Annotated in this window: 20 protein-coding genes and 2 pseudogenes; 5 read left to right on the top strand and 17 right to left on the bottom strand. The window is 71.4% G+C overall.

What is annotated here, in order from left to right; all coding sequences use genetic code 11:
* Positions 1 to 10: 10 nt before the first annotated feature.
* From ACWD1U_RS29010 to ACWD1U_RS29000, 3 genes and pseudogenes are all read right to left on the bottom strand, one after another.
* Entirely contained in the window at positions 11 to 1,276 is a 1,266-nt protein-coding gene (locus tag ACWD1U_RS29010) for an aminotransferase-like domain-containing protein (RefSeq protein WP_451111911.1), read from the bottom strand.
* A gap of 104 nt (positions 1,277 to 1,380) precedes the next feature.
* Positions 1,381 to 2,283 (bottom strand): SAM-dependent methyltransferase, encoded by a 903-nt coding sequence (locus ACWD1U_RS29005; RefSeq protein ID WP_451111910.1) that lies wholly within the window; start codon positions 2,281 to 2,283, stop codon positions 1,381 to 1,383.
* Between the two features lie 130 nt (positions 2,284 to 2,413).
* Positions 2,414 to 2,707, bottom strand: a pseudogene (locus ACWD1U_RS29000) (transcriptional regulator); the annotation flags it as partial.
* An 8-nt stretch (positions 2,708 to 2,715) separates the two neighbouring features.
* On the opposite strand from ACWD1U_RS29000, the pseudogene ACWD1U_RS28995 reads away from it, so the two are divergent.
* Positions 2,716 to 2,919, top strand: a pseudogene (locus tag ACWD1U_RS28995) (DUF4232 domain-containing protein); the annotation flags it as partial.
* A 27-nt stretch (positions 2,920 to 2,946) separates the two neighbouring features.
* Here ACWD1U_RS28995 and hemB read toward each other — a convergent pair.
* Positions 2,947 to 3,945, bottom strand: coding sequence for a porphobilinogen synthase (gene hemB, locus ACWD1U_RS28990; RefSeq protein WP_451111908.1), 999 nt, complete (start codon positions 3,943 to 3,945; stop codon positions 2,947 to 2,949).
* A gap of 494 nt (positions 3,946 to 4,439) precedes the next feature.
* Between hemB and ACWD1U_RS28985 the strand changes: the two genes are divergently transcribed.
* Positions 4,440 to 4,658 (top strand): hypothetical protein, encoded by a 219-nt coding sequence (locus ACWD1U_RS28985; protein WP_451111907.1) that lies wholly within the window; start codon positions 4,440 to 4,442, stop codon positions 4,656 to 4,658.
* 26 nt (positions 4,659 to 4,684) lie between these two features.
* On the opposite strand, the gene ACWD1U_RS28980 is transcribed toward ACWD1U_RS28985, so the two are convergent.
* From ACWD1U_RS28980 to ACWD1U_RS28960, 5 genes are all read right to left on the bottom strand, one after another.
* Positions 4,685 to 6,391 (bottom strand): uroporphyrinogen-III synthase, encoded by a 1,707-nt coding sequence (locus tag ACWD1U_RS28980; protein WP_451111906.1) that lies wholly within the window; start codon positions 6,389 to 6,391, stop codon positions 4,685 to 4,687.
* Entirely contained in the window at positions 6,388 to 7,347 is a 960-nt protein-coding gene (gene hemC, locus ACWD1U_RS28975; RefSeq protein ID WP_451111904.1) for a hydroxymethylbilane synthase, read from the bottom strand. Before hemC ends, ACWD1U_RS28980 begins: the two co-directional genes overlap by 4 nt.
* Entirely contained in the window at positions 7,344 to 9,041 is a 1,698-nt protein-coding gene (locus ACWD1U_RS28970) for a glutamyl-tRNA reductase (protein ID WP_451111902.1), read from the bottom strand. The genes hemC and ACWD1U_RS28970 overlap by 4 nt, the downstream gene beginning before the upstream one ends.
* The gene (locus ACWD1U_RS28965; protein WP_361196325.1) at positions 9,038 to 9,799 is read right to left on the bottom strand and encodes a redox-sensing transcriptional repressor Rex; all 762 of its coding nucleotides are present in this window, start codon (positions 9,797 to 9,799) and stop codon (positions 9,038 to 9,040) included. Before ACWD1U_RS28965 ends, ACWD1U_RS28970 begins: the two co-directional genes overlap by 4 nt.
* 313 nt (positions 9,800 to 10,112) lie before the next feature.
* Positions 10,113 to 10,391 carry a glutaredoxin family protein gene (locus ACWD1U_RS28960; RefSeq protein ID WP_451111900.1) on the bottom strand — a complete coding sequence of 93 codons (279 nt, stop codon included), beginning with the start codon at positions 10,389 to 10,391 and terminating at the stop codon, positions 10,113 to 10,115.
* Between the two features lie 162 nt (positions 10,392 to 10,553).
* Between ACWD1U_RS28960 and ACWD1U_RS28955 the strand changes: the two genes are divergently transcribed.
* The 3 genes from ACWD1U_RS28955 to ACWD1U_RS28945 all read left to right on the top strand — a co-directional run bounded on the left by ACWD1U_RS28955 (position 10,554) and on the right by ACWD1U_RS28945 (position 14,069).
* The gene (locus ACWD1U_RS28955) at positions 10,554 to 11,471 is read left to right on the top strand and encodes an HAD family hydrolase (protein ID WP_451111899.1); all 918 of its coding nucleotides are present in this window, start codon (positions 10,554 to 10,556) and stop codon (positions 11,469 to 11,471) included.
* A 349-nt stretch (positions 11,472 to 11,820) separates the two neighbouring features.
* Entirely contained in the window at positions 11,821 to 12,591 is a 771-nt protein-coding gene (locus tag ACWD1U_RS28950) for an ECF subfamily RNA polymerase sigma factor, BldN family (protein WP_031117141.1), read from the top strand.
* 236 nt (positions 12,592 to 12,827) lie between these two features.
* Entirely contained in the window at positions 12,828 to 14,069 is a 1,242-nt protein-coding gene (locus ACWD1U_RS28945; protein WP_451111896.1) for a DUF5667 domain-containing protein, read from the top strand.
* A 65-nt stretch (positions 14,070 to 14,134) separates the two neighbouring features.
* On the opposite strand, the gene ACWD1U_RS28940 is transcribed toward ACWD1U_RS28945, so the two are convergent.
* From ACWD1U_RS28940 to ACWD1U_RS28905, 8 genes are all read right to left on the bottom strand, one after another.
* Positions 14,135 to 15,190, bottom strand: coding sequence for a lysophospholipid acyltransferase family protein (locus tag ACWD1U_RS28940; protein ID WP_451111894.1), 1,056 nt, complete (start codon positions 15,188 to 15,190; stop codon positions 14,135 to 14,137).
* Between the two features lie 14 nt (positions 15,191 to 15,204).
* Complete coding sequence (locus tag ACWD1U_RS28935) at positions 15,205 to 16,266, bottom strand: NAD-dependent epimerase/dehydratase family protein (RefSeq protein ID WP_451111892.1); 1,062 nt, start codon at positions 16,264 to 16,266, stop codon at positions 15,205 to 15,207.
* 203 nt (positions 16,267 to 16,469) lie between these two features.
* Positions 16,470 to 16,568, bottom strand: a complete 99-nt coding sequence (locus tag ACWD1U_RS28930) for a 30S ribosomal protein bS22 (RefSeq protein WP_003948845.1) — start codon at positions 16,566 to 16,568, stop codon at positions 16,470 to 16,472.
* Between the two features lie 156 nt (positions 16,569 to 16,724).
* A complete protein-coding gene (locus ACWD1U_RS28925; protein WP_004984898.1) occupies positions 16,725 to 16,937 on the bottom strand; it encodes a helix-turn-helix domain-containing protein in 213 nt (70 codons plus the stop codon).
* 129 nt (positions 16,938 to 17,066) lie between these two features.
* On the bottom strand, positions 17,067 to 17,882 hold the full coding sequence (locus tag ACWD1U_RS28920) for a phosphatase (protein WP_451112121.1): 816 nt from the start codon (positions 17,880 to 17,882) through the stop codon (positions 17,067 to 17,069).
* Positions 17,883 to 17,996: 114 nt separating this feature from the next.
* Entirely contained in the window at positions 17,997 to 19,169 is a 1,173-nt protein-coding gene (locus tag ACWD1U_RS28915) for an acetoin utilization protein AcuC (RefSeq protein ID WP_451111891.1), read from the bottom strand.
* The gene (locus ACWD1U_RS28910; RefSeq protein WP_451111889.1) at positions 19,120 to 20,340 is read right to left on the bottom strand and encodes an MFS transporter; all 1,221 of its coding nucleotides are present in this window, start codon (positions 20,338 to 20,340) and stop codon (positions 19,120 to 19,122) included. Before ACWD1U_RS28910 ends, ACWD1U_RS28915 begins: the two co-directional genes overlap by 50 nt.
* An 86-nt stretch (positions 20,341 to 20,426) precedes the next feature.
* Positions 20,427 to 21,071: an HAD family hydrolase gene (locus ACWD1U_RS28905; protein WP_451111888.1), complete on the bottom strand. Its 645-nt coding sequence runs from the start codon at positions 21,069 to 21,071 to the stop codon at positions 20,427 to 20,429.
* Between the last annotated feature and the right edge of the window lie 103 nt (positions 21,072 to 21,174).

The following is a 21,174-nucleotide window of genomic DNA, read 5'->3' as shown; positions in this document are numbered from 1 at the left end:
TAGGGAGCGATTAGGTCAGATGATGTCCTCTGTCGGTGGCCGGCGCCGCAGTCGCCTCCACGGCGACTCGTCCCAAGCCCTCCTCCAGCCTCCGCAGCCCCTCCCCGATCTCCTCCGGAGTCTGCGTCACGAAGCACAGCCGCAGGGTCGTGCGGTCGGGCGGGCCGGCGTAGAAGGGGGCACCGGGGACGTACGCCACGTCGTGCCGCACCACCTGCGGCAGCAGGGCCGTCGTGTCGTACGGCTCCGGCAGGCGCGCCCAGAGGAACATGCCGCCCTCGGGCCGGTTCCAGACCGACCCCTCGGGCAGCGCTCCGGCCAGTCCCGCGAGCATGGCGTCCCGGCGCTCGCGGTACACCCCGGCGACCCGCGCGACATGGGCGTCGAGGTCATGGTCGGCGAGGTAGCGGGCCGCGGCGAGCTGGTTGACGGTCGGGGTGTGCAGGTCGGCGGCCTGTTTGGCGACGGCGCAGGCGCGCAGCAGCTCCCCGGGGGCGCGCAGCCAGCCCAGCCGCAGCCCGGGCGCCATGACCTTGGAGAAGCTGCCGAGCAGCACCGTCCGGTCCTCGGCGCCGGGGTGGGAGGCGATCCACGGCACGCGCTCACCCTCGTAGCGGAGTTCGCCGTAGGGGTCGTCCTCGACGATCCACAGCCCGCGCCGGGCGGCGACGGCGGCCACGGCGGCACGCCGGTCGGCGGGCAGCGTCCGGCCGGTGGGGTTCTGGAAGGTGGGCACGGTGTAGAGCAGCTTGGGCCGCTCCCGCACGACCAGCTTCTCCAGCGCCTCGGGGTCGACACCGTGTTCGTCGCCGGGCACGGCCACGACCCGCGCTCCGGCGAAGCCGAAGACCTGAAGTGCCGCCAGATAACAGGGGTTCTCGACGAGAACGGTGTCGCCGGGTTCGAGCAGCGCGGTGGCCAGGAGGGAGAGGGCCTGCTGGGAGCCGGTGGTGACGAGCAGGTCGTCGGGGCCGGTCGGCAGGCCGCGCGCGGCCGTCCGGGCGGCGAGCGCGTCCCGCAGCGCGGGCTCACCCTCGGTCGTGGAGTACTGCAGGGCCCGTGCGGGCGCCTCGGCGAGCACCGCCCGGAACGCGGCCGCGATGCCCTCAGCGTCGAACATCTCCGGAGCCGGCAGCCCGCCCGCGAAGTTGATCACCTCGGGGCGGGCGGTGACGGCGAGGATGTCCCGCACGGGGGATCCGCCGACGGCCCGGGCCCGCGCGGCGAGCGGCGGCACGGCGGTGCGGCTGGTGGGCACGGGCTCGGCGACGGTCATGACACGGCTCCTTCGGCTGCGGTGACGCCTGGTGCCCCGCAGCCTAGAGACATACGTGCCGCCTACAGGAAGTTTTCCGGGATGCGGACGCCGGACCCCACTGCTCAGGCCTTGGCGCCGATCGCGGCATACACGTTGATGTCCGCGTCCGTGACGTCGTTGATGTCGCGGTACCGCACCTTCTCGATCTCGTCGAGGCCCGCGAGGAAGGACTCCTCGGGCTGCTCGGGGACGGGGGCGGCGTGGTCGGGCCGCCAGCGGTGCGCGGGGACGACGCCCGGGTCGGCGATCTCCAGCCCGTTCTCCGTGAAGAACCGCTCGACATCGGCCCGCGACCGCAGTACGAAGGTGAACCCCCGCTCGGTGTACGTCCGCTGGACCGCGCGGATGTTCTCCGGGTTGAGGTCCTCGGTGAGATGGCTGAGCACCAGCCGGCTGCCGGCGGGCAGCGCGTCGAGCAGCTCGCGCACCAGCGGGTACGCCTCGCCGTCTTCCACGAAGTGCAGGATCGCGACCAGGCAGAGCGCCATCGGCCGGTCGAAGTCCAGGGTCTTCGCGGCCTGTTCGAGGATGCGCCCGGGGTCCCGCAAATCGGCGTCGATGTAGTCCGTGCGCCCCTCGGGTCCGCTGGTCAGCAGGGCACGCGCGTGCGCGAGCACGACCGGGTCGTTGTCGACGTAGACGACCCGCGACTCGGGCACGATCCGCTGCGCGATCTGGTGCACGTTCTCGGCGGTCGGCAGCCCGGTCCCGATGTCGAGGAACTGCCGGATTCCGTCCCGCTCCACCAGCGTGGTCACGGCGCGGCGCAGGAAGTCGCGGTTGTGCCGTACGTCGAGATACCCGCGCGGATTCGCGGCGAGCGCGGCGGCGGCCGCGTCCCGGTCGGCCGGGTAGTGGTCCTTGCCGCCGAGGAACACGTCGTAGACCCGCGCCGGGTGTGCCTTGCTGCTGTCGATCCTCCTCTGCAGCTCGGTGGGGTCCTGACTGAGCGCGTCACCGGACATGGGCGTCTCCCTGAAGACTTGGTGGTTCAACAAGCAACCACTTTGACGGTCAACAACCTAACGGCTCAGGTGAGTTGATGGTGCCCTGCGGCACTACGTCACCCGCTTCGAGGTCGGCTCCGGCCGCCGCTCACGACACGTCGGTCGTCTCGGCCTTCACCCACTTGTCGCCGCCCGGCGGGAACTCGTATGCCGGACGCCCGTGGTTGCCGCTCGTGCGGAAGGGCCGGCCCTTGTCGTCGATCCTGAGCTCGCCGTGCCGGCTGCCTCTGGACCAGCTCAGCACCAGGAACCAGCTGACGTCGTACGCGGAGGTGTCGGCCTTGACGTAGTACACCTCCGGGTCGGACTCGCTCACCTTGAACGGGAAGTCGTCGTGCCCCGCCTCGGGCACGACGGCCGGACGCGCGGCGTCGAGGGCGACCGCGCACGGGTGTCCTGCTGTCGGCGGCCGACGGCAGCGGCGAGGCCCGTACGACCGCCCGCAAGCTCACGGTCGGATTCCACGGCCGCACCCCGAACAGCAGCGGCGGCCCCTCCGCGATCCCGGCGCTGCCGGAGAAGGGCGTCTCCTACGACACCTCGCTGACGGTCACGTACTGGCTGCGGGACAGGGACCACGCCCTGTCCCACTGAGCCCCGCCGCCGGTCTCCGCCGAGGTCCTACTGCTCCTTGAGCTTCTGGGCCGCTTCGACGGCCCAGTAGGTGAGGATGCTCCGCGCGCCGGCCCGCCGGATCCCGGTCAGGGTCTCCATGATCGCCCGGTCCCGGTCGATCCAGCCCTTCTCGGCGGCGGCCTCGATCATCGAGTACTCGCCGGAGATCTGGTAGGCGGCGACGGGCACGTCCACGGCGTCCGCGACCCGGGCGAGGATGTCCAGGTAGGGCCCGGCCGGCTTGACCATCACCATGTCGGCGCCCTCCTCCAGGTCGAGGGCGACCTCGCGCAGGGACTCGCGTACGTTCGCGGGGTCCTGCTGGTAGGTCTTCCGGTCCCCCTGCAGGGAGGAGGCGACGGCCTCCCGGAACGGCCCGTAGAACGCGGAGGCGTACTTCGCGGTGTAGGCGAGGATGGCGACATCCTCCCGGCCGATCTGGTCCAGGGCGTCGCGGACGACCCCGACCTGCCCGTCCATCATCCCGCTGGGGCCGACCACATGGGCCCCGGCGTCGGCCTGCACCTGGGCCATCTCCGCGTACCGCTCCAGGGTCGCGTCGTTGTCGACCCGCCCCTGCGCGTCGAGCACGCCGCAGTGCCCGTGATCGGTCGTCTCGTCGAGGCACAGGTCGGACATGACCAGCAGGTCGTCCCCGACCTCGGCCCGCACGTCCCGGAGGGCGACCTGGAGAATCCCGTCCGGATCGGTCCCCGGCGTCCCGAGGGCGTCCTTCTTCGACTCCTCGGGCACGCCGAACAGCATGATCCCGGAGATCCCCGCCGCGACGGCCTCGGCGGCGGCCTTCTTCAGACTGTCCCGGGTGTGCTGCACGACCCCCGGCATGGCCCCGATAGGCACGGGCTCGCTGGCGCCCTCCCGCACGAAGGCCGGGAGGATGAGATCGGCGGGGTGCAGCCGGGTCTCGGCGACCATCCGACGCATGACGGGGCTGCTCCGCAAACGCCGCGGCCGGGAACCGGGAAATGATCCGTACGTCGACATGGCCTCTACGCTACGCCCGCCCGAAACGCCCCGATGCCGACGGGATGTCGGCGCACAGCGCCCACCCGCGCACACCACCCGGCCCCGCCGCGACGCCGTCCCCTTCGCCCCCGCTCAACCAGGACCGCTCCCCCGACACACCCACCGGCCCTGCGCGGCCTTCCGGCCCCACCGCGCGGCCCACCGCCCCACGATGCGCCCACCACCCCCCAGGTCCATCCCGAGAACAACAAGGACAAGCACCAAGACCCCGACGGCCCACACCCCCGCCGCCGCCGTCCCTCCGTACCCGCCCCCACGGAGGACGCGATGACCGCCCCCCACCACACCCCCGACCTCTTCGCACTCTCGGAGATCAACGGCCCGGTCCTGCGCCCCGGCGACCCCGCCTACGCCGACGAGGTCACCGGCTTCAACCTGGCCGCCCTCCGCACCCCGGACGTGGTAGTGGGAGCCACCGGCCCGGACGACGTCGTCACCGCCATGCGCTGCCCGTGGCCGAGGCCGTCGAACAGGCGACCCGCCACCTCTACACCGCCATGGCCCCCTACGGCACCGGCCGCACCATGGTCAACATCCACGGCACCCCCGGCGACGAGCAGGACCGCCCCCGCGCCTGGACCCCGGAGGTCTACGCACGCCTACGCCACGACAAGGCCACCTACGACCCGGCGAACCTGCTGCGCTACGGCCACGCGGTGACTCCCGCGTAGCCGCAGCCAGCACACCCGATCGACCCTCAGGTCGTGGAACGCCGCCGCCGCGCCCCCGGCCGCCGCTCGCTCGGCCGCGTCACCGGATCCCCGGCCTCCAGAGCGGCAGCTCTCCGCTTCGCTCCGAAGTCGGCCAGCGCCTCCGCCAGCTTGTGCACGGACGGTTCCGGAGCCATGACGTCCACGCGCAGGCCGTGCTCCTCGGCCGTCTTCGCCGTAGCCGGGCCGATCACCGCGATCACCGTCACGTTGTGCGGCTTGCCGGCGATACCGACCAGGTTCCGCACGGTGGACGACGACGTGAACAGCACGGCGTCGAAGCCACCGCCCTTGATCGCCTCCCGCGTCTCCGCCGGCGGCGGCGAGGCCCGCACGGTCCGGTACGCCGTGACGTCGTCGACCTCCCAGCCCAGCTCGATCAGCCCGGCGACCAGCGTCTCCGTGGCGATGTCGGCCCGCGGCAGGAACACCCGGTCGATGGGGTCGAATACGGGGTCGTACGGCGGCCAGTCCTCCAGCAGCCCGGCGGCCGACTGCTCACCGCTCGGCACGAGGTCCGGCTTCACACCGAACGCGATCAGCGCCTTGGCCGTCTGCTCGCCCACGGCCGCGACCTTGATGCCCGCGAAAGCACGCGCGTCGAGCCCGTACTCCTCGAACTTCTCCCGCACGGCCTTGACCGCGTTCACCGAGGTGAAGGCGATCCACTCGTAGCGGCCGGTCACGAGGCCCTTGACCGCCCGCTCCATCTGCTGGGGCGTGCGCGGCGGCTCGACGGCGATGGTCGGCACCTCGTGCGGCACCGCCCCGTACGACCGCAGCTGGTCGGAGAGCGACGCCGCCTGCTCCTTCGTGCGCGGCACGAGCACCTTCCAGCCGAACAGCGGCTTGGACTCGAACCACGCGAGCTGGTCGCGCTGGGCGGCGGCGGAACGCTCACCGACCACGGCTATCACCGGCCGGCCGCCCTCTGGCGAGGGCAGCACCTTGGCCTGCTTCAGCGTCTGCGCGATCGTGCCGAGCGTGGCGGTCCAGGTGCGCTGCCGGGTGGTCGTACCGGCGACGGTGACCGTCATCGGGGTGTCCGGCTTGCGCCCGGCGGAGACGAGCTCACCGGCCGCGGCGGCGACGGAGTCCAGCGTCGTGGAGACGACGACCGTGCCGTCCGACGCCCCGACCTCCGTCCAGCACCGGTCCGACGCCGTCCGCGCGTCCACGAACCGCACGTCCGCGCCCTGCGCGTCGCGCAGCGGCACACCGGCGTACGCGGGCACACCGACCGCGCTCGCGATGCCGGGGACCACCTCGAAGGGCACCCCGGCGGCGGCACACGCCAGCATCTCCTCGGCGGCGTACGTGTCGAGGCCCGGGTCGCCGGACACCGCACGCACGACCCGCCTGCCGCCCCGCGCGGCCTCCATGACAAGATGTGCGGCATCCCGCACGGCGGGGGCGGCGACAGCGGTTGACGTGCCGTCAACTACCGTCAGCTGGGGCGCTCCTGTGCCCGGAGTCGGTTCCTGGGAAGGATCCGGGTCCGTGTGCACCTCGGATACGCCCTGCCTGGCGTGCTGACGTACGACGTCGAGCACCTCGTGCTCGGCGACGAGGACGTCCGCGTGCGCCAGCGCCTCCACGGCGCGCAGAGTAAGCAGTCCCGGATCTCCGGGTCCGGCACCCAGGAAGGTGACGTGCCCGTGTTCAGGATCGGCGGAAAGGGTGGTGGGGCTCAATGTGCTCGCTCCCCCATCAGACCGGCCGCGCCCTGGGCGAGCATCTCGGCCGCGAGTTCACGACCGAGCGCCGTTGCCCCGTCGTGCGTCTCGGGCACGGGACCGGTGGTGGACAGCTGCACCATGCGCGTGCCGTCGGTGGTCCCGACGACGCCGCGCAGGCGCATTTCCTTGACAGTCTGCCCGTCGGCCAAAAGGTCGGCCAACGCGCCCACGGGGGCGCTGCAACCGGCCTCCAGGGCGGCGAGCAGTGATCGCTCCGCCGTCACGGCGACCCGCGTGAACGGGTCGTCGAGCTCGGCGAGCGCGGCGACGAGGTCCGCGTCGCCCGCGGCACACTCGATCGCCAGGGCCCCCTGGCCGGGGGCGGGCAAAACCGTGTCGACCGACAGGAAGTCGGTCACTTCGTCACCGCGGCCGATCCGGTTCAGTCCGGCGGCGGCCAGCACGACGGCGTCGAGCTCACCGCTGCGCACGTATCCGATCCGGGTGTCGACGTTGCCGCGGATCGGGACCGTCGCTATGTCCAGCCCGTGGCTGCGCGCGTACGCGTTGAGCTGGGCCGTGCGGCGGGGCGAGCCGGTGCCGATGCGGGCCCCGCTCGGCAGGTCGGTGAGCTTCAGCGCGTCCCGGGCGACGATCACGTCCCGCGGGTCCTCCCGGACGGGCACGGCGGCCACGACCAGGTCGTCGGGCTGCGTCGTCGGCAGGTCCTTCAGCGAATGCACCGCGAAGTCGACCTCGCCGTTGAGCAGCGCGTCGCGCAGGGCGGTCACGAACACGCCGGTCCCGCCGATCTGGGCGAGCGCCGCACGCGAGACGTCACCGTACGTGGTGATCTCGACGAGTTCGACCGGCCGCCCGGTCACCCGGCTCACGGCTTCGGCCACCTGCCCGGACTGGGCCATGGCGAGCTTGCTCCGCCGGGTACCGAGCCTCAGCGCCTTGTCGTTCATGCCGGCCCTCGGTCTCTCTCTGTGCTGTCCTCGGCCCGGGAGACGGCGGCCACCGTCTCGGGGTCGAGGTCGAACAGGGTCCGCAGCGCGTCCGCGTATCCGGCGCCGCCGGGCTCGGCCGCGAGCTGCTTGACCCGTACGGTCGGCGCGTGCAGCAGCTTGTCCACCACGCGCCGCACGGTCTGGGTTATCTCCGCTCGGTGCTTGTCGTCGAGGCCGGGCAGCCGCCCGTCCAGCCTGGCGATCTCGCTGGCCACGACATCGGCGGCCATGGTGCGCAGGGCGACCACGGTCGGTGTGATGTGCGCGGCCCGCTGGGCTGCCCCGAAGGCCGCGACCTCGTCGGAGACGATACGCCTGACCTGGTCCACATCGGCAGCCATCGGAGCGCCCGCGGAGGCCTTGGCCAGCGACTCGATGTCCACCAGCCGCACCCCGGCCAGCCGGTGCGCGGCCGCGTCGATGTCACGCGGCATCGCCAGATCCAGCAGGAAGAGCACGGGCTCGGGCCGCTGCGGCTCCTCGACCGGCTCGGGCCGGCGCCGCTCGGGGATCCGCCCGACGGAGGTCGCGGTCGCGGCCAGGGCGCCGATCAGCTCCGCGTCGGCCTCGGGGCTGCGGCGGGCCGCGTCCCGGCGGTCGACGGTGGCGCCGGCGACCCAGGCGGCGTGCTGCTCCAGCGTGGCGGCGTCCATGCCGGCCACGGCGGCCTCGCCCATGACGGAGAAGCCGGGCTGCACGGCGGACAGGTCGAGCGGGCAGTTCTCGTCGTTGCCGGCCAAGGCGTGGGCCGGCGAGGTCTGCCGGGACTGCGCGGGCCGGTCGTCCCGGATCTCGGCGGCCGGCTGCCCGGTGCGGCCCTCCACCGCGGCGGCGACCGACTCGGCCGTCAGGACCAGGCCCGTCGCACCCGTGCAGGAGACGGCGACATCGGCACGTGTCAGCTCGGCCGGCACCGACTCCATCGGTACCGCGCGGGCCAGCACGTCCGTGTCGTCGCCCTCGGCGAGTATCCGGGCGAGGCGCTCGGCGCGGTCGAAGGTGCGGTTGGCGATCACGACCTCGGCGACCCCGGCCCGCGCGAACGTGGCCGCGGCCAGGGAGGACATCGACCCGGCGCCGATGACCAGGGCCTTCTTGCCCCGGGCCCAGGTCTCCACGTCACCGCCGGCGGCCAACTGCTCCAGGCCGAAGGTGACCAGGGACTGTCCGGCGCGGTCGATGCCGGTCTCGGAGTGGGCGCGCTTGCCGACCCTCAGGGCCTGCTGGAACAGGTCGTTCAGCAGCCGGCCCGCGGAGTTGAGCTCCTGGGCGCGGTTCAGGGAGTCCTTGATCTGACCGAGGATCTGCCCCTCGCCGACGACCATCGAGTCCAGCCCGCAGGCCACCGAGAACAGGTGGTGGACGGCCCGGTCCTCGTAGTGCACATAGAGATAAGGAGTGAGCTCATCCAGGCCGACCCCGCTGTGCTGGGCGAGCAGCGTGGACAGCTCGGCGACACCGGCGTGGAACTTGTCCACGTCGGCGTAGAGCTCGATGCGGTTGCAGGTGGCGAGCACCGCGGCCTCGGCGGCCGGTTCGGCGGCGACCGTGTCCTGGAGCAGCTTGACCTGCGCGTCCGCGCTCAGTGAGGCCCGCTCCAGGACGCTGACCGGGGCGCTGCGGTGGCTGAGTCCGACGACGAGGAGGCTCATGCCGGCATCACGGCGGGCATGTCCCCGTCGGGCCCCTGGTCGGCGGACTCGCTGCGCGCGGCGGCCGGGACGCCACCGTCGGAGGCGGCGGCCTCCTCGCCGGCCTTGCGCTGCTCGTGGAAGGCGAGGATCTGCAGCTCGATGGAGAGATCCACCTTGCGCACGTCGACGCCGTCCGGGACGGACAGCACGGTCGGCGCGAAGTTCAGGATGGAGGTGACACCGGCGGCCACGAGCCGGTCGCAGACCTGCTGGGCGGCACCGGCGGGGGTGGCGATGACACCGATGGACACGCCGTTGTCCTGGATGATCTTCTCCAGGTCGTCGGAGTGCTGCACGGGAATGCCGGCGACGGGCTTGCCCGCCATGGCCGGGTCGGCGTCGATCAGCGCGGCGACCCGGAACCCGCGGGAGGCGAAACCGCCGTAGTTGGCGAGGGCGGCGCCGAGGTTACCGATACCGACGATCACGACCGGCCAGTCCTGGGTGAGCCCCAGTTCGCGGGAGATCTGGTAGACGAGATACTCGACGTCGTAGCCGACGCCCCTGGTCCCGTAGGAGCCGAGGTAGGAGAAGTCCTTGCGCAGCTTCGCGGAGTTGACCCCCGCCGCGGCCGCGAGCTCCTCGGAGGAGACCGTGGGCACCGAGCGCTCGGACAACGCGGTCAGAGCGCGGAGGTACAGCGGAAGCCGGGCGACGGTGGCCTCGGGAATCCCTCGGCTGCGGGTCGCCGGTCGGTGAGTTCGGCCAGTTGCCACGGTGCTCCTGCGGGTAGAGCGGGGCTGTAGGCGGTCATACGTCCCTACATGACCGCCCCGTCGAAAGCAGGCTATGTCTTTGTGAACGCGTGCACAAAGATGGTGTCCGTTTTGCCCGCCCAACGTGACCGGGCTCACGCGCCCCCGGCGCACGCGCCGGGAACCGGTGCGCGGGCACCGTCGTTCCTTGCCTTCTGGGGGCAAAACCGCACACTCTCCTCTGTGAATCCCGCCCCCGAGACCAGCCACAGCCGATCCTAAGCGACCCGGCGGCCGCTTTGGACTGGTCGGTCAGTCACCGCCGGGCCGGGCCTCAGCCGGTCAGCGCCTTGCGAAGACGGTCCTCGTTCACCCGCCAGAACGTGTGCTGCCTGCCGTCCACCAGCACGACCGGGATCTGCTCCCAGTACTGGTCGTGCAGTTCCTGATCCTCGGTGATGTCCTTCTGCTCCCAGGGGACTCCCAGATCACCGCACACCTTCTCCACAACGACCTGTGCGTCATCACACAGATGACAGCCGGGCTTGCGGATCAGCGTGACGAGCCGGTCCCCAGGGGGCCTGCGACGCGAGAGTGGCCTCATGTCGGCCATTGTCGCGCGCCCGTGAACGACGGGAACCTCACGAAAGCGCCAGGGGGACACACCGGCCGCCTCCGCCTCGGCCGGCCTCTTTAACGACACGCTTGCCGAGAGTTCACAGGCTCCAAACCTCTCGACTCCGGAACCCCCGAACAAACTGGCTATGCTCACGCCATGGCCGCTCTCGGATGGCTCACTCCCCGTAGGCGCTCCGCCACGGCGCGGAGCGTTTTGGCAGGCGAGGCCTCGGCGGAGGCAGCACGCAAGTCCACCCTGGAAGCCGTCGGCAGGACCGAGGAACCGCAGTTCCCGGTGCACGGCGACGACCAGGCCGCCGCCTTCTTCGACCTGGACAACACCGTCATGCAGGGCGCCGCCCTCTTCCACTTCGGACGGGGCCTGTACAAGCGGAAGTTCTTCGAGACACGCGAGCTCGCCCGGTTCGCCTGGCAGCAGGCGTGGTTCCGGCTGGCCGGCGTCGAGGACCCCGAGCACATGCAGGAGGCCCGCGACTCGGCCCTGTCGATCGTCAAGGGCCACCGCGTCGCCGAGCTGCAGTCGATCGGCGAGGAGATCTACGACGAGTACATGGCCGAGCGCATCTGGCCCGGCACACGCGCCCTCGCCCAGGCCCACCTGGACGCCGGCCAGAAGGTGTGGCTGGTGACGGCCGCCCCCGTCGAGATCGCCCAGGTCATCGCCCGCCGCCTCGGCCTGACCGGCGCCCTCGGCACGGTCGCCGAGTCCGTCGACGGCGTCTACACCGGCAAGCTAGTCGGCGAACCGCTGCACGGCCCCGCCAAGGCCGAGGCCGTCCGCGCCCTGGCCGCCGCCGAGGGCCTGGACCTCGGCCGCTGCGCCGCCTACAGCGACTCGCACAACGACATCCCGATGCTGTCCCTGGTGGGCCATCCCTACGCCATCAACCCGGACTCCAAACTGCGCAAGCACGCCCGGGAACTGGACTGGCGCCTGCGCGACTACCGCACCGGCCGCAAGGCGGCCAAGGTCGGCATCCCGGCCGCGGCGGGCGTCGGCGCGGTGGCCGGCGGCACGGCGGCCGCCATCGCCCTGCACCGCCGCCGCCGCTGACCACCTGATCAAACCGGGTCACCGATGTTTGCGGGCTGACAATCCCCGTAAATCCAACTGGCGTACCCCCGCAACCTCGTGTCCAGTCCTCTTGGCTGCACACGGCCACAACACGCCCTGGACTCAGCTGCAATCCGAAGCTTTTCGATCAACAAGCGTTCACGATCCGGCACTTGATCCGGCGTCAATCGGTTACGGAAGCGACGCAACCGGCGATTTGAGCAACTCGGCGTAGCAGTGCCTGCACGAAGCGTTATTCTCCTCAGACGCAAGCCGGTACCCCTCCGTCGCTACGACGGGTGAAAGGTCCCGTACTGCACGTGATGGAAGCTCTGCCTCTGGGAGTCCCGTGTACCCACACGTCGGGGTTGACGCCTCGGGCCTGGCTACGCTGCGCGCAACGGTCCTCGACCTGTTGCGCGGCTTCGTCCCCACCGCGTACGCCGTCCCCGCATTCGCCACCGCCGCGCCCGTCGGCCCGTGCTACGCACTGGCCGACGGCAGCGCCGCGGTCGGCAGACGAGGCCGCCCGTCCGGGGCGGCCACCGCGCGCCGGCCGGCCGCGGACAGCGACAGCGCCCGGATGATGGACCTCGTGGAGCGCGCCCAGGCCGGCGAGGCCGACGCCTTCGGCCGCCTCTACGACCAGTACAGCGACACCGTGTACCGCTACATCTACTACCGCGTCGGAGGAAAGGCCACAGCCGAGGACCTCACCAGCGAGACCTTTCTGCGTGCCCTGCGCCGCATCGGCACGTTCACCTGGCAGGGCCGCGACTTCGGCGCCTGGCTCGTCACCATCGCCCGCAACCTCGTCGCGGACCACTTCAAGTCCAGCCGCTTCCGCCTCGAGGTCACCACCGGCGAGATGCTCGACGCCAACGAGGTCGAGCGTTCCCCCGAGGACTCCGTCCTGGAGTCCCTCTCCAACGCCGCCCTGCTCGACGCCGTGCGGCGGCTCAACCCGCAGCAGCAGGAGTGTGTGACGCTCCGCTTCCTCCAGGGCCTCTCCGTCGCCGAGACCGCCCGGGTCATGGGCAAGAACGAGGGCGCCATCAAGACCCTCCAGTACCGGGCCGTCCGCACCCTCGCCCGGCTCCTCCCGGAAGACGCCCGCTGACCGCCCCGCACGCTCGGCGACGCTCAACTCACTTTCCGTGACGGCCCGTTGACTTCGGCACCCGATCATCCGGCGTCCGTAACCCAAGTGCCGCGCCGCTCGTTGTGCGGGATGCAGGCTCCCTGTGGTCACCCCCTGGCCCACTCCGATCACTCGATCGTGTGGTTGTAGTCAGGGTGTGCAACCCTCAGGACCCCCTGGGGAGTCGACCGTCATGACGAGAGGAGGTGCCGCCAGTGATCGCGAACGTATCGGCGCACCGGCGGGCGAACGCCTTCGCCCAGGCCCTGGAGGAGCAGTCCGAGCCGGGCACGGCGGCCGAGCAGTCCGAAGGTTCGGCACCGGCCCCGGCAGCCGCGGAACCGGCCGAGGGGTCACGCCTGCTGGCGCTGGCCTCCGGTCTCGGCGCGCTGCCCAAGCCGGAGCTCGACCCGGAGGTCAAGGTCGTCCAGCGGGCCCAACTGGTGGCCGCGTTCGAGGCCATGCTCCAGGAGGGCACCGCGGGAGCCGGGGCGACGGACCGTGCGGTCCCCGAGCAGCGCTCCACCCGGGCCCGCGGCGCCCACCGCGCGAGCTCACTGAAGAAGTTCCGGCCGCGTTCCCGCCTAGCCAAGGGCCTCACCGCGGGCGGGCTCAGTGTCGGCGTGGCCGCGAGCGCCTTCGGCGGGGTCTCCGCGGCCAGCTCGGACGCCCTGCCCGGCGACTCGCTCTACGGCCTCAAGCGCGGCATCGAGGACGTCAAGCTCGGCCTCGCCGACGGGGCGGACGAGCGCGGCCGGGTCTACCTCGACCACGCCTCCACGCGCCTCAGCGAAGCACGCCGCCTGATGGAGCGCGGCCGCAGCGGCCCCCTGGACCACGAGTCCCTGGGCGAGATCCGCCGCGCCCTGTCGGGCATGCGGCACGACGCGTCGGAGGGCCACCGGCTGCTGAGCGAGGCGTACGAGCGCGACCCGGACTCACTCGGCCCCATCCAGGCCCTGTCCACGTTCTCCCGCTCCCACCGCGGGGCCTGGGGCGAACTGCGCGAGAGGCTCCCCGTCCAGCTCGGGGACGTCAGCGAGCAGGTGTCCTCGGTGTTCGACGCCATAGAGGAGGACGTCGCCCCACTGCGCTCCAAGCTCCCCGAGCCCCCGGTGACGGGCGGCACCCACCGCGACCGGCAGGGCGCCTCCGAGGCGGCCCCCACCGGCTCCTCCGACACCGACCGCTCGACCCGCCCCGGCGACAACGGCGGCAGGCACAGCGACGGGGGCAGCGCCGGCAGCGGCAGCCCCAGCCGCTCGGCCGGCTCCGGCAGCGACGGCCTGCTCGGCGGCAACACCGGCGGGGTCCTCGACCCGCCGAAGGACAGCGAGGCGAGCACCTCCCCGTCCGCGGACGGCGTTACTCCCGCCCCCGAGCCGGATGTGACACTCCCCCCGCTCCTGCCGGGCCTGCTGCCCGGACTGGCCATCGACGGCGAGGACACGGACTAGGACCCGAACGACAACGACGATGGGCGCCTCCGCAAAGGGGCGCCCATCGTCGTACACACGCGGAATCAGAAGAAGACCGACCGCCGCTGGACCAGCAGCTTGTACAGGGTGTGCTGGATCTGCTCCCTGACCTGGTCGGTCAGGTTGAACATCAGCATCGGGTCCTCGGCCGCCTCCGGCGGATACCCCTCCGTGGGGATCGGCTCCCCGAACTGGATCGTCCACTTCGTCGGCAGCGGAACCGCCCCGAGCGGCCCGAGCCAGGGGAACGTGGGCGTGATCGGGAAGTAGGGGAAGCCCAGCAGCCGGGCGACCGTCTTGGCGTTGCCGACCATCGGGTAGATCTCCTCGGCCCCCACGATCGAGCAGGGCACGATCGGCGTCCCCGCGCGCAGGGCCGTCGAGACGAACCCACCGCGGCCGAAGCGCTGCAGCTTGTAGCGGTCCGCGAAGGGCTTGCCGAGGCCCTTGAATCCCTCCGGCATCACCCCGACCAGCTCGCCCTGATGCAGCAGCCGGGCCGCGTCCTCGGCGCACGCCAGGGTGTGGCCGAGCTTGCGGGCCAGCTCGTTGACCACCGGCAGCATGAACACCAGGTCGGCGGCCAGCAGCCGCAGGTGCCGCCCCGCCGGGTGGTTGTCGTGCACGGCGACCTGCATCATCAGGCCGTCCATCGGCAGCGTCCCGGAGTGGTTGGCGACGATCAGGGCGCCGCCCTCGGACGGGATGTTCTCGATGCCCCTCACCTCGACCCGGAAATACTTCTCGTACAACGGGCGCAGCAGGGACATCAGGACCTGGTCGGTGAGTTCCTCGTCATAGCCGAAGTCGTCGACCTCGTAGTCCCCGGTGAGGCGGCGGCGCAGGAAGGCCAGGCCGCCCGCGATCCGCCGCTCCAGGCCGCCGTCGCCGTCCTGGGACCGCTCCGGCGGTTCCTGCTCGGCTGTCACAGGGACATCATCCTGCGGAACGGCCCTGGTGGGCAGGGGCTGCACCTCACGGACCGGCGCCGACTCCGTGCCCGGGCGGCGGTTCCCCGCGCTCCGGCGTCGCTGGGGGCGCTGCGCCGCGTTCCCCCGGGACCGGTCGTCGTCGAACGGAATGACCTTGGCGTCCGCCATCGTTGATGCGCTCCTCAGTTGGCGCTCTGCGTCGGGGGGTGGCCGCCGCCCGCGAGGGGCAGCGCGGCGATCCGGTCGACGGCCCCCGCGAGGGCCTCCGGCGGAAGGAGTCCGGGTCCTCGGCTGCGGGCGAAGTCCGCGAACGTCTCCGCGGTCGTGTACTTGGGCTGGAATCCCAGCGTCTCGCGCATCTGGCCCGTCGCCACGACCCTGCCGTGGGTGAGCAGCCGGATCTGCTCGGGGGAGAAGTCCGTCATGCCCAGGGTACGCACCAGCGAGCCCGCCCAGGTGACGGCAGGGAGCAGCAGGGGCACGGTGGGGCGCCCGAGACGCCGGGAGCACTGCGAGAGCAGCAGGACGCCGTCGCCGGCGATGTTGAAGGTGCCGCTGTTGAGCGTGCCCCGCCGGGGTTCGTGCGAGGCGATCCGCAGCACCTCGATCACGTCGTCCTCGTGCACGAACTGCAGCCGCGGGTCGTAGCCGAACACGGTCGGCAGGACCGGCAGCGCGAAGTACGAGACGAGCGGGGTGTCCGCGGTGGGGCCGAGGATGTTGGCGAACCGCAGCACGCAGACGGCCACGTCGGGCCGACGGCGCGCGAAGCCTCGGACATAGCCCTCGACCTCGACGGTGTCCTTGGCGAAGCCGCCGCTGGGCAGGGACTTGGGCGGGGTCGTCTCGGTGAAGACGGCCGGGTCGCGGGGCGCGGAGCCGTAGACGTTGGTGCTGGACTTCACGACCAGCCGCTGCACGGCCGGGGACTTCTGGCAGGCACCGAGCAGCTGCATGGTGCCGATGACGTTGGTCTCCTTCAGGGAGGCCCGGTTGCCGCTGCCCAGCGGCGTGCCCGTCACGTCGAGGTGGACGATCGTGTCTGCGCCCGTCTCGGCGAGCACCCGCGCGATCCCGGGCTGCCGGATGTCGGCCTGGACGAAGTCCGCGCCGCCCAGATGGTGCTCGGGCGGCACCGCGTCCACGGCGACGACCCGGTCCACGTCCGGGTCCCGCTGGATCCGCCGGACGAACCGGCCCCCCAGCTGGCGGGCCACTCCGGTGACGAGCACGACCTTGCCCAAGATCAGCGCCTTTCTTCAGAAAACCTCTTGTTCCCGCCGCGTTCCCCTGTGGGGCCAACTTAGCGGGTTGTCGTTGCGCTGTGATGACCGCCCGATGCGCGAAGTGACAGAAGCCAGCCGGACGTACGAGGGGATATGCGTGTGGCCCCCCACCGATGGGTGGGGGGCCACAGCAACGCTCTCGCGGCGTCCGCGTCGCGAACTTACTTCTTGTTACGACGCTGAACGCGCGTGCGCTTGAGCAGCTTGCGGTGCTTCTTCTTCGCCATCCGCTTGCGCCGCTTCTTGATAACAGAGCCCACGACTACCCTCGCTCACTTCTCATCACTCGGTTGTTTGGGCGCCATGGGCCCACACGACCTACGAGGGGCTAGCCTACCCGCCCGAGCGCTGAGGTCGTAATCGAGGGGGCCAGGGTGATCCCGAGTGCCCTGTGGGGGACCACCCCGCCCCAGCCGTCAGGCGGTTTCCACCCCCACGTAACTCTCGCGGAGGTACTCGTGAACCGCTTGCTCCGGGACGCGGAAGGACCGCCCCACACGGATCGCGGGCAGATGACCGCTGTGCACCAGCCGGTACACGGTCATCTTCGACACTCGCATCACCGAGGCGACTTCCGCCACGGTAAGGAACTGAACCTCGTTCAGAGGCCTCTCGCCAGCTGCAGCCATGACACACCTGAACCTTCCGCACTCGACGGCCACCGGCTTCCCCTTCCGGTGACTCTTCGTCGCTGCGTGCTCACTCCCCAATGTAGGGGCGGGTGATGCGAGTGGGGAAGAGGTGCACCCATCGGCGGCCTACTGTGACAGACACGCTCGATTGAGTACGTAGCGGGTAAGCGGCAGGTAGTAACCGGACCGCACACCGTCATCAAGTGGAACGACCACGGACACGGACCCCTCGGCCTCCCCCACGAACAGCGCCGGGTCGTCCGTATCGGCCGGCCCGATGGCCTCGAACCCCAGCTGACCTGCTCCGCAGACCCACCCGTGATCCCCGATCACCAGCTCCGGAAGGGGGCCGCCGGCCTCCGCGGCGGCGGCCAACACGGTACGAACCGGGAGAGGTGAGTGCGTATGCGCGCCGGGCTCACAACCGGGGCGTTCGGCGCCGGGGGTCCGCACCAGCGCGACTCCTCGTACGTAGTCGAGGTTGTACGTGCGTAGGCCGAACCGGGTCGTTATGTCGACACAGCGACCCTGCGCGGGGGTGAGGACGGCACACCCCGCCGCCGACAGCGCGTCTGCCAGGGCGGCGTAGAAACCGAGCAGCCGGTGCGGGTGCCCGGTGCCGAGGAGCACGGGAGCACCCCGCCGGGCGGCAGCGCCGAGACGGTCCGCGAAGGCGTCCAGCGCGGCCACGGTCCTCTCCGGGTCGATCACGTCCAGGCCCGCGGTCCGCCGGGAATCGGCCGAGACGCCGCACCGGTCCGCCATCAGCTCGAGCAGGTCCCGCTGCCTCCAGTCACCCGCGGGGTCGATGCCGAGCAGCACGCGGGGGTCCCGGGCGGCGAAGAGCCGGTAGCTCCGCAGGCTCTTCTCGCGAGGAGTCGCCACGGTCCCGGCGAGCCGCGCGCCCACCAGGTGCGCACGAAGAGCTTGGGGGGTCAGCACCATGCGATCGTGCGCGAGCCGGGCCGCGTGTGTCCCGGGAACGGGCGAACACCGCACGGTCGGTCTAGGGACCGGCCGCCGGGTCCAGGGGGCGTCAGGCCCACGCAGAGGCCGTCACGCGAGCAGTCCCCGCAGCGGGAACACCGCCCGCCGGGCCGCCAGCACCGCCTGGTCCAGCCGGTCAGCGGGGTCGTAGCCCTCCTCCCAGTCTGCCCAGGCCACGGGCCAGCGCCCGTCCGTCATCCGCGCCGGGGCCAACTGCCGCGTCCTCGCGAACACTTCCTGCCGCCAGCCCTCGGGGATCATCGCCTCGGGCTCCACGGCCCGGCCGGCGGCGATCGCGACCAGATGCGTCCACGACCGCGGTACGACGTCCACCACCGCGTAACCGCCTCCGCCCAGGGCCACCCACCGCCCGTCCGCGTAATCGTGCGCCAGGTCGTGACAGGCCGCCTGCACCGCCCGCTGCGCGTCCAGCGACACCGCCAGATGCGCCAGCGGATCCTCGAAGTGCGTGTCGGCCCCGTGCTGCGTCACCAGCACCTGCGGCCGGAAGTCCGCGATCAGTTCCGGCACGACCGCGTGGAACGCCCGCAGCCACCCGGCGTCCCCGGTCCCGGCCGGCAGCGCCACGTTCACCGCCGAGCCCTCCGCCGAGTCCGCGCCGGTCTCCTCCGGCCACCCGGTCTGCGGGAACAGCGTCCGTGGATGCTCGTGCAGCGAGATCGTCAGCACCCGCGGGTCCTCCCAGAACGCCGCCTGCACCCCGTCCCCGTGATGCACGTCGACGTCGATGTACACGACCCGCTCGGCCCCGAGCTCCAGCAGCCGGGCGATGGCGAGCGAGGCGTCGTTGTAGATGCAGAACCCGGAGGCGCCGCCCGGCATCGCGTGGTGCAGCCCGCCCGCGAAGTTCACCGCGTGCAGCGCCTCACCCCGCCACACGGCCTCCGCCGCTCCCACCGACTGCCCGGCGATCAGCGACGACACCTCGTGCATCCCGGCGAACGCCGGATCATCCATCGTCCCCAGCCCGTACGACTGGTCCGCCGCTCCCGGATCCACCGACGCGGCCTTCACGGCCTCGATGTAGTCCTCCCGGTGGACGAGCCGCAGCGTCGACTCCCCGGCCGCCTTCGCGGCGACCACGTCCACCTCCCGGTCCAGTCCGAAGGCGTCGACCAGCCTCCGGGTCAGGGCGAGCCGGACGGGGTCCATCGGATGCCCCGGACCGAAGTCATAGCCCGTTACTGCCTCGTCCCACATCAGCTGTGCGCGACCGCTCATGTCCGCCACCGTATCGGTCCGGTTGAGCCGCGAACGAGCGGGCGTACACCAGCGTCACCAGCACCAACACCATCGGCACGAGCATGGCCCCGCGGTAGCTCCACAGATCCCCGAGCGCCCCCACCAACGGCGAACCGATCAAAAACCCCACATAGTTGAAGACATTCAGCCGCGCGACGGCAGCGTCCGAAGCCCCCGGGAAGAGCCTCCCGGCCGCCGCGAACGTCTGCGGCACCAGCACGCACAGCCCCAGACCCAGCAACGTGAACCCCAGCATCCCGACCCACGCCCCGGGCGCCCCGGCCACCACGGCGAAGCCGGCCGCCGCCACCAGCGCCCCGCCCCGCACCACCGCGGCCGCCCCGAACCTCCGCACCCCGAAGTCCCCGATCGTCCGCCCCAGCAGCGTGGTGACCATGTACACGTTGTACGGCACGGTCGCCATCTGCTCCGAACTCCCGAGCACGTCCTGCAGGTACTTCGCGCTCCAGTTGGAAACGGTCGAGTCCCCGATATAGGCGACCGTCATCACCAGACACAACGGCAACAGCCACTTGAAGACGACGACTTGACCCTCACCCGCCTCCTCCTCCGCCGCCTTCAAAGCCGCGTCCCGGTCGTCGACGTACCACCGGCTCCCCACCAGCACCGCCGGCAGCAGCACCGCCACGACCGGCAGATACGACACCCACAGCGCCAGATCCCAGTGCGCCCCCACCCACGCCAGCGAGGCCCCGACGATCCCGCCCAGACTGTAGGCCGCGTGGAAACTGAGCATGATGCTGCGCCCGTACGACCGCTGCAGGCTCACCCCGAGCATGTTCATCGACGCGTCCAGCACACCGACGGCGAGCCCGAACGCCGCGAGCGCGACGCCCAGTTCCACCATCCGCTCACCGGCCCCGACGCCGAGCAGCGACAACAGCACCACGGGCTGGGACCACCGCAGCAGCCGGCTCGGCCGCACCCGCTTCACCAGCCGTTCGGTGCTCACGCTCCCGACCCCGGCCAGGATCGGCACAGCGGCCAGGAAAGCGGGCAGCAGAGCGTCGGAAACCCCGTACCGGCTCTGGATGGCCGGAATCCGCGTCACGAGCAGAGCGAAGGCGACCCCCTGCACAAAGAAGCTGAACGCCAACGAGGCCCTGCCGCGCCGCAGCACATCAGTCATGGCGGCGAGCGTAGGGCCCCGGACTACCCGTGGGTAGATCCAGCCAAAGATGAATTCACCTCATCTTCCACGGGCCGGGGGGTGGCTCAGACCAACAGGTCGGCAAGCTCGCCCATGTCGCTGAAGAACCGACGAGCCCCGGCCAGCTTCGCCACCGGCGTCATCGCGGTGAACCCGTAGACGTCCATCCCCGCCGCAACGGCCGCCTGCACCCCCAGCGGACTGTCCTCGACGACGACACATCGCTCCGGCGCGATCCCCATCCGCTCGGCCGCGTGCAGGAAGAGATCAGGAGCCGGCTTCCCCCTGCCCACATCCTGCGAACTGAAGATCCGCCCCTCGTCGAACCACCGATCGAGTCCGGTCGTCCGATGCCCCACCCGGATCCGCTCATGACTCCCGGAGGAGGCCACACAGTACGGCACAGAGTCGGCGGCAAGCTTCTGCAGGACTTCCCCGACCCCGGCCACCGGCTTCAGATCCCGCTCGAAGGCCGCGAAGACCCGGGCATGGAACACGTCGTCGAAATCCACCGGCAACCGCTGCCCGGTCCGCTCCGCCACCAGGTCGTGTACGCGGTGCATGGCAGCACCCATGTAGTCGCGCAGGGAGTCCTCGTATGAGGTCGGGTGCCCGAGCTCGGTCAGGTAGGCGGCCAGGAGCCGGTTTGAAATGGGCTCGCTGTCGACGAGGACACCGTCGTTGTCGAAGATCACGAGGTCATAGCGCATGGCTCGACCCTAAACGCAGAAAACCCCCGCATCATTCGATGCGGGGGTTTTCCCAATAATTGTTCGGCGGCGTCCTACTCTCCCACAGGGTCCCCCCTGCAGT

The organism is Streptomyces sp. NPDC002788, from assembly GCF_053592115.1.
The sequence above is the reverse complement of the archived record's forward strand: the minus strand, read 5'-3'. Positions and strand labels throughout refer to the sequence as shown.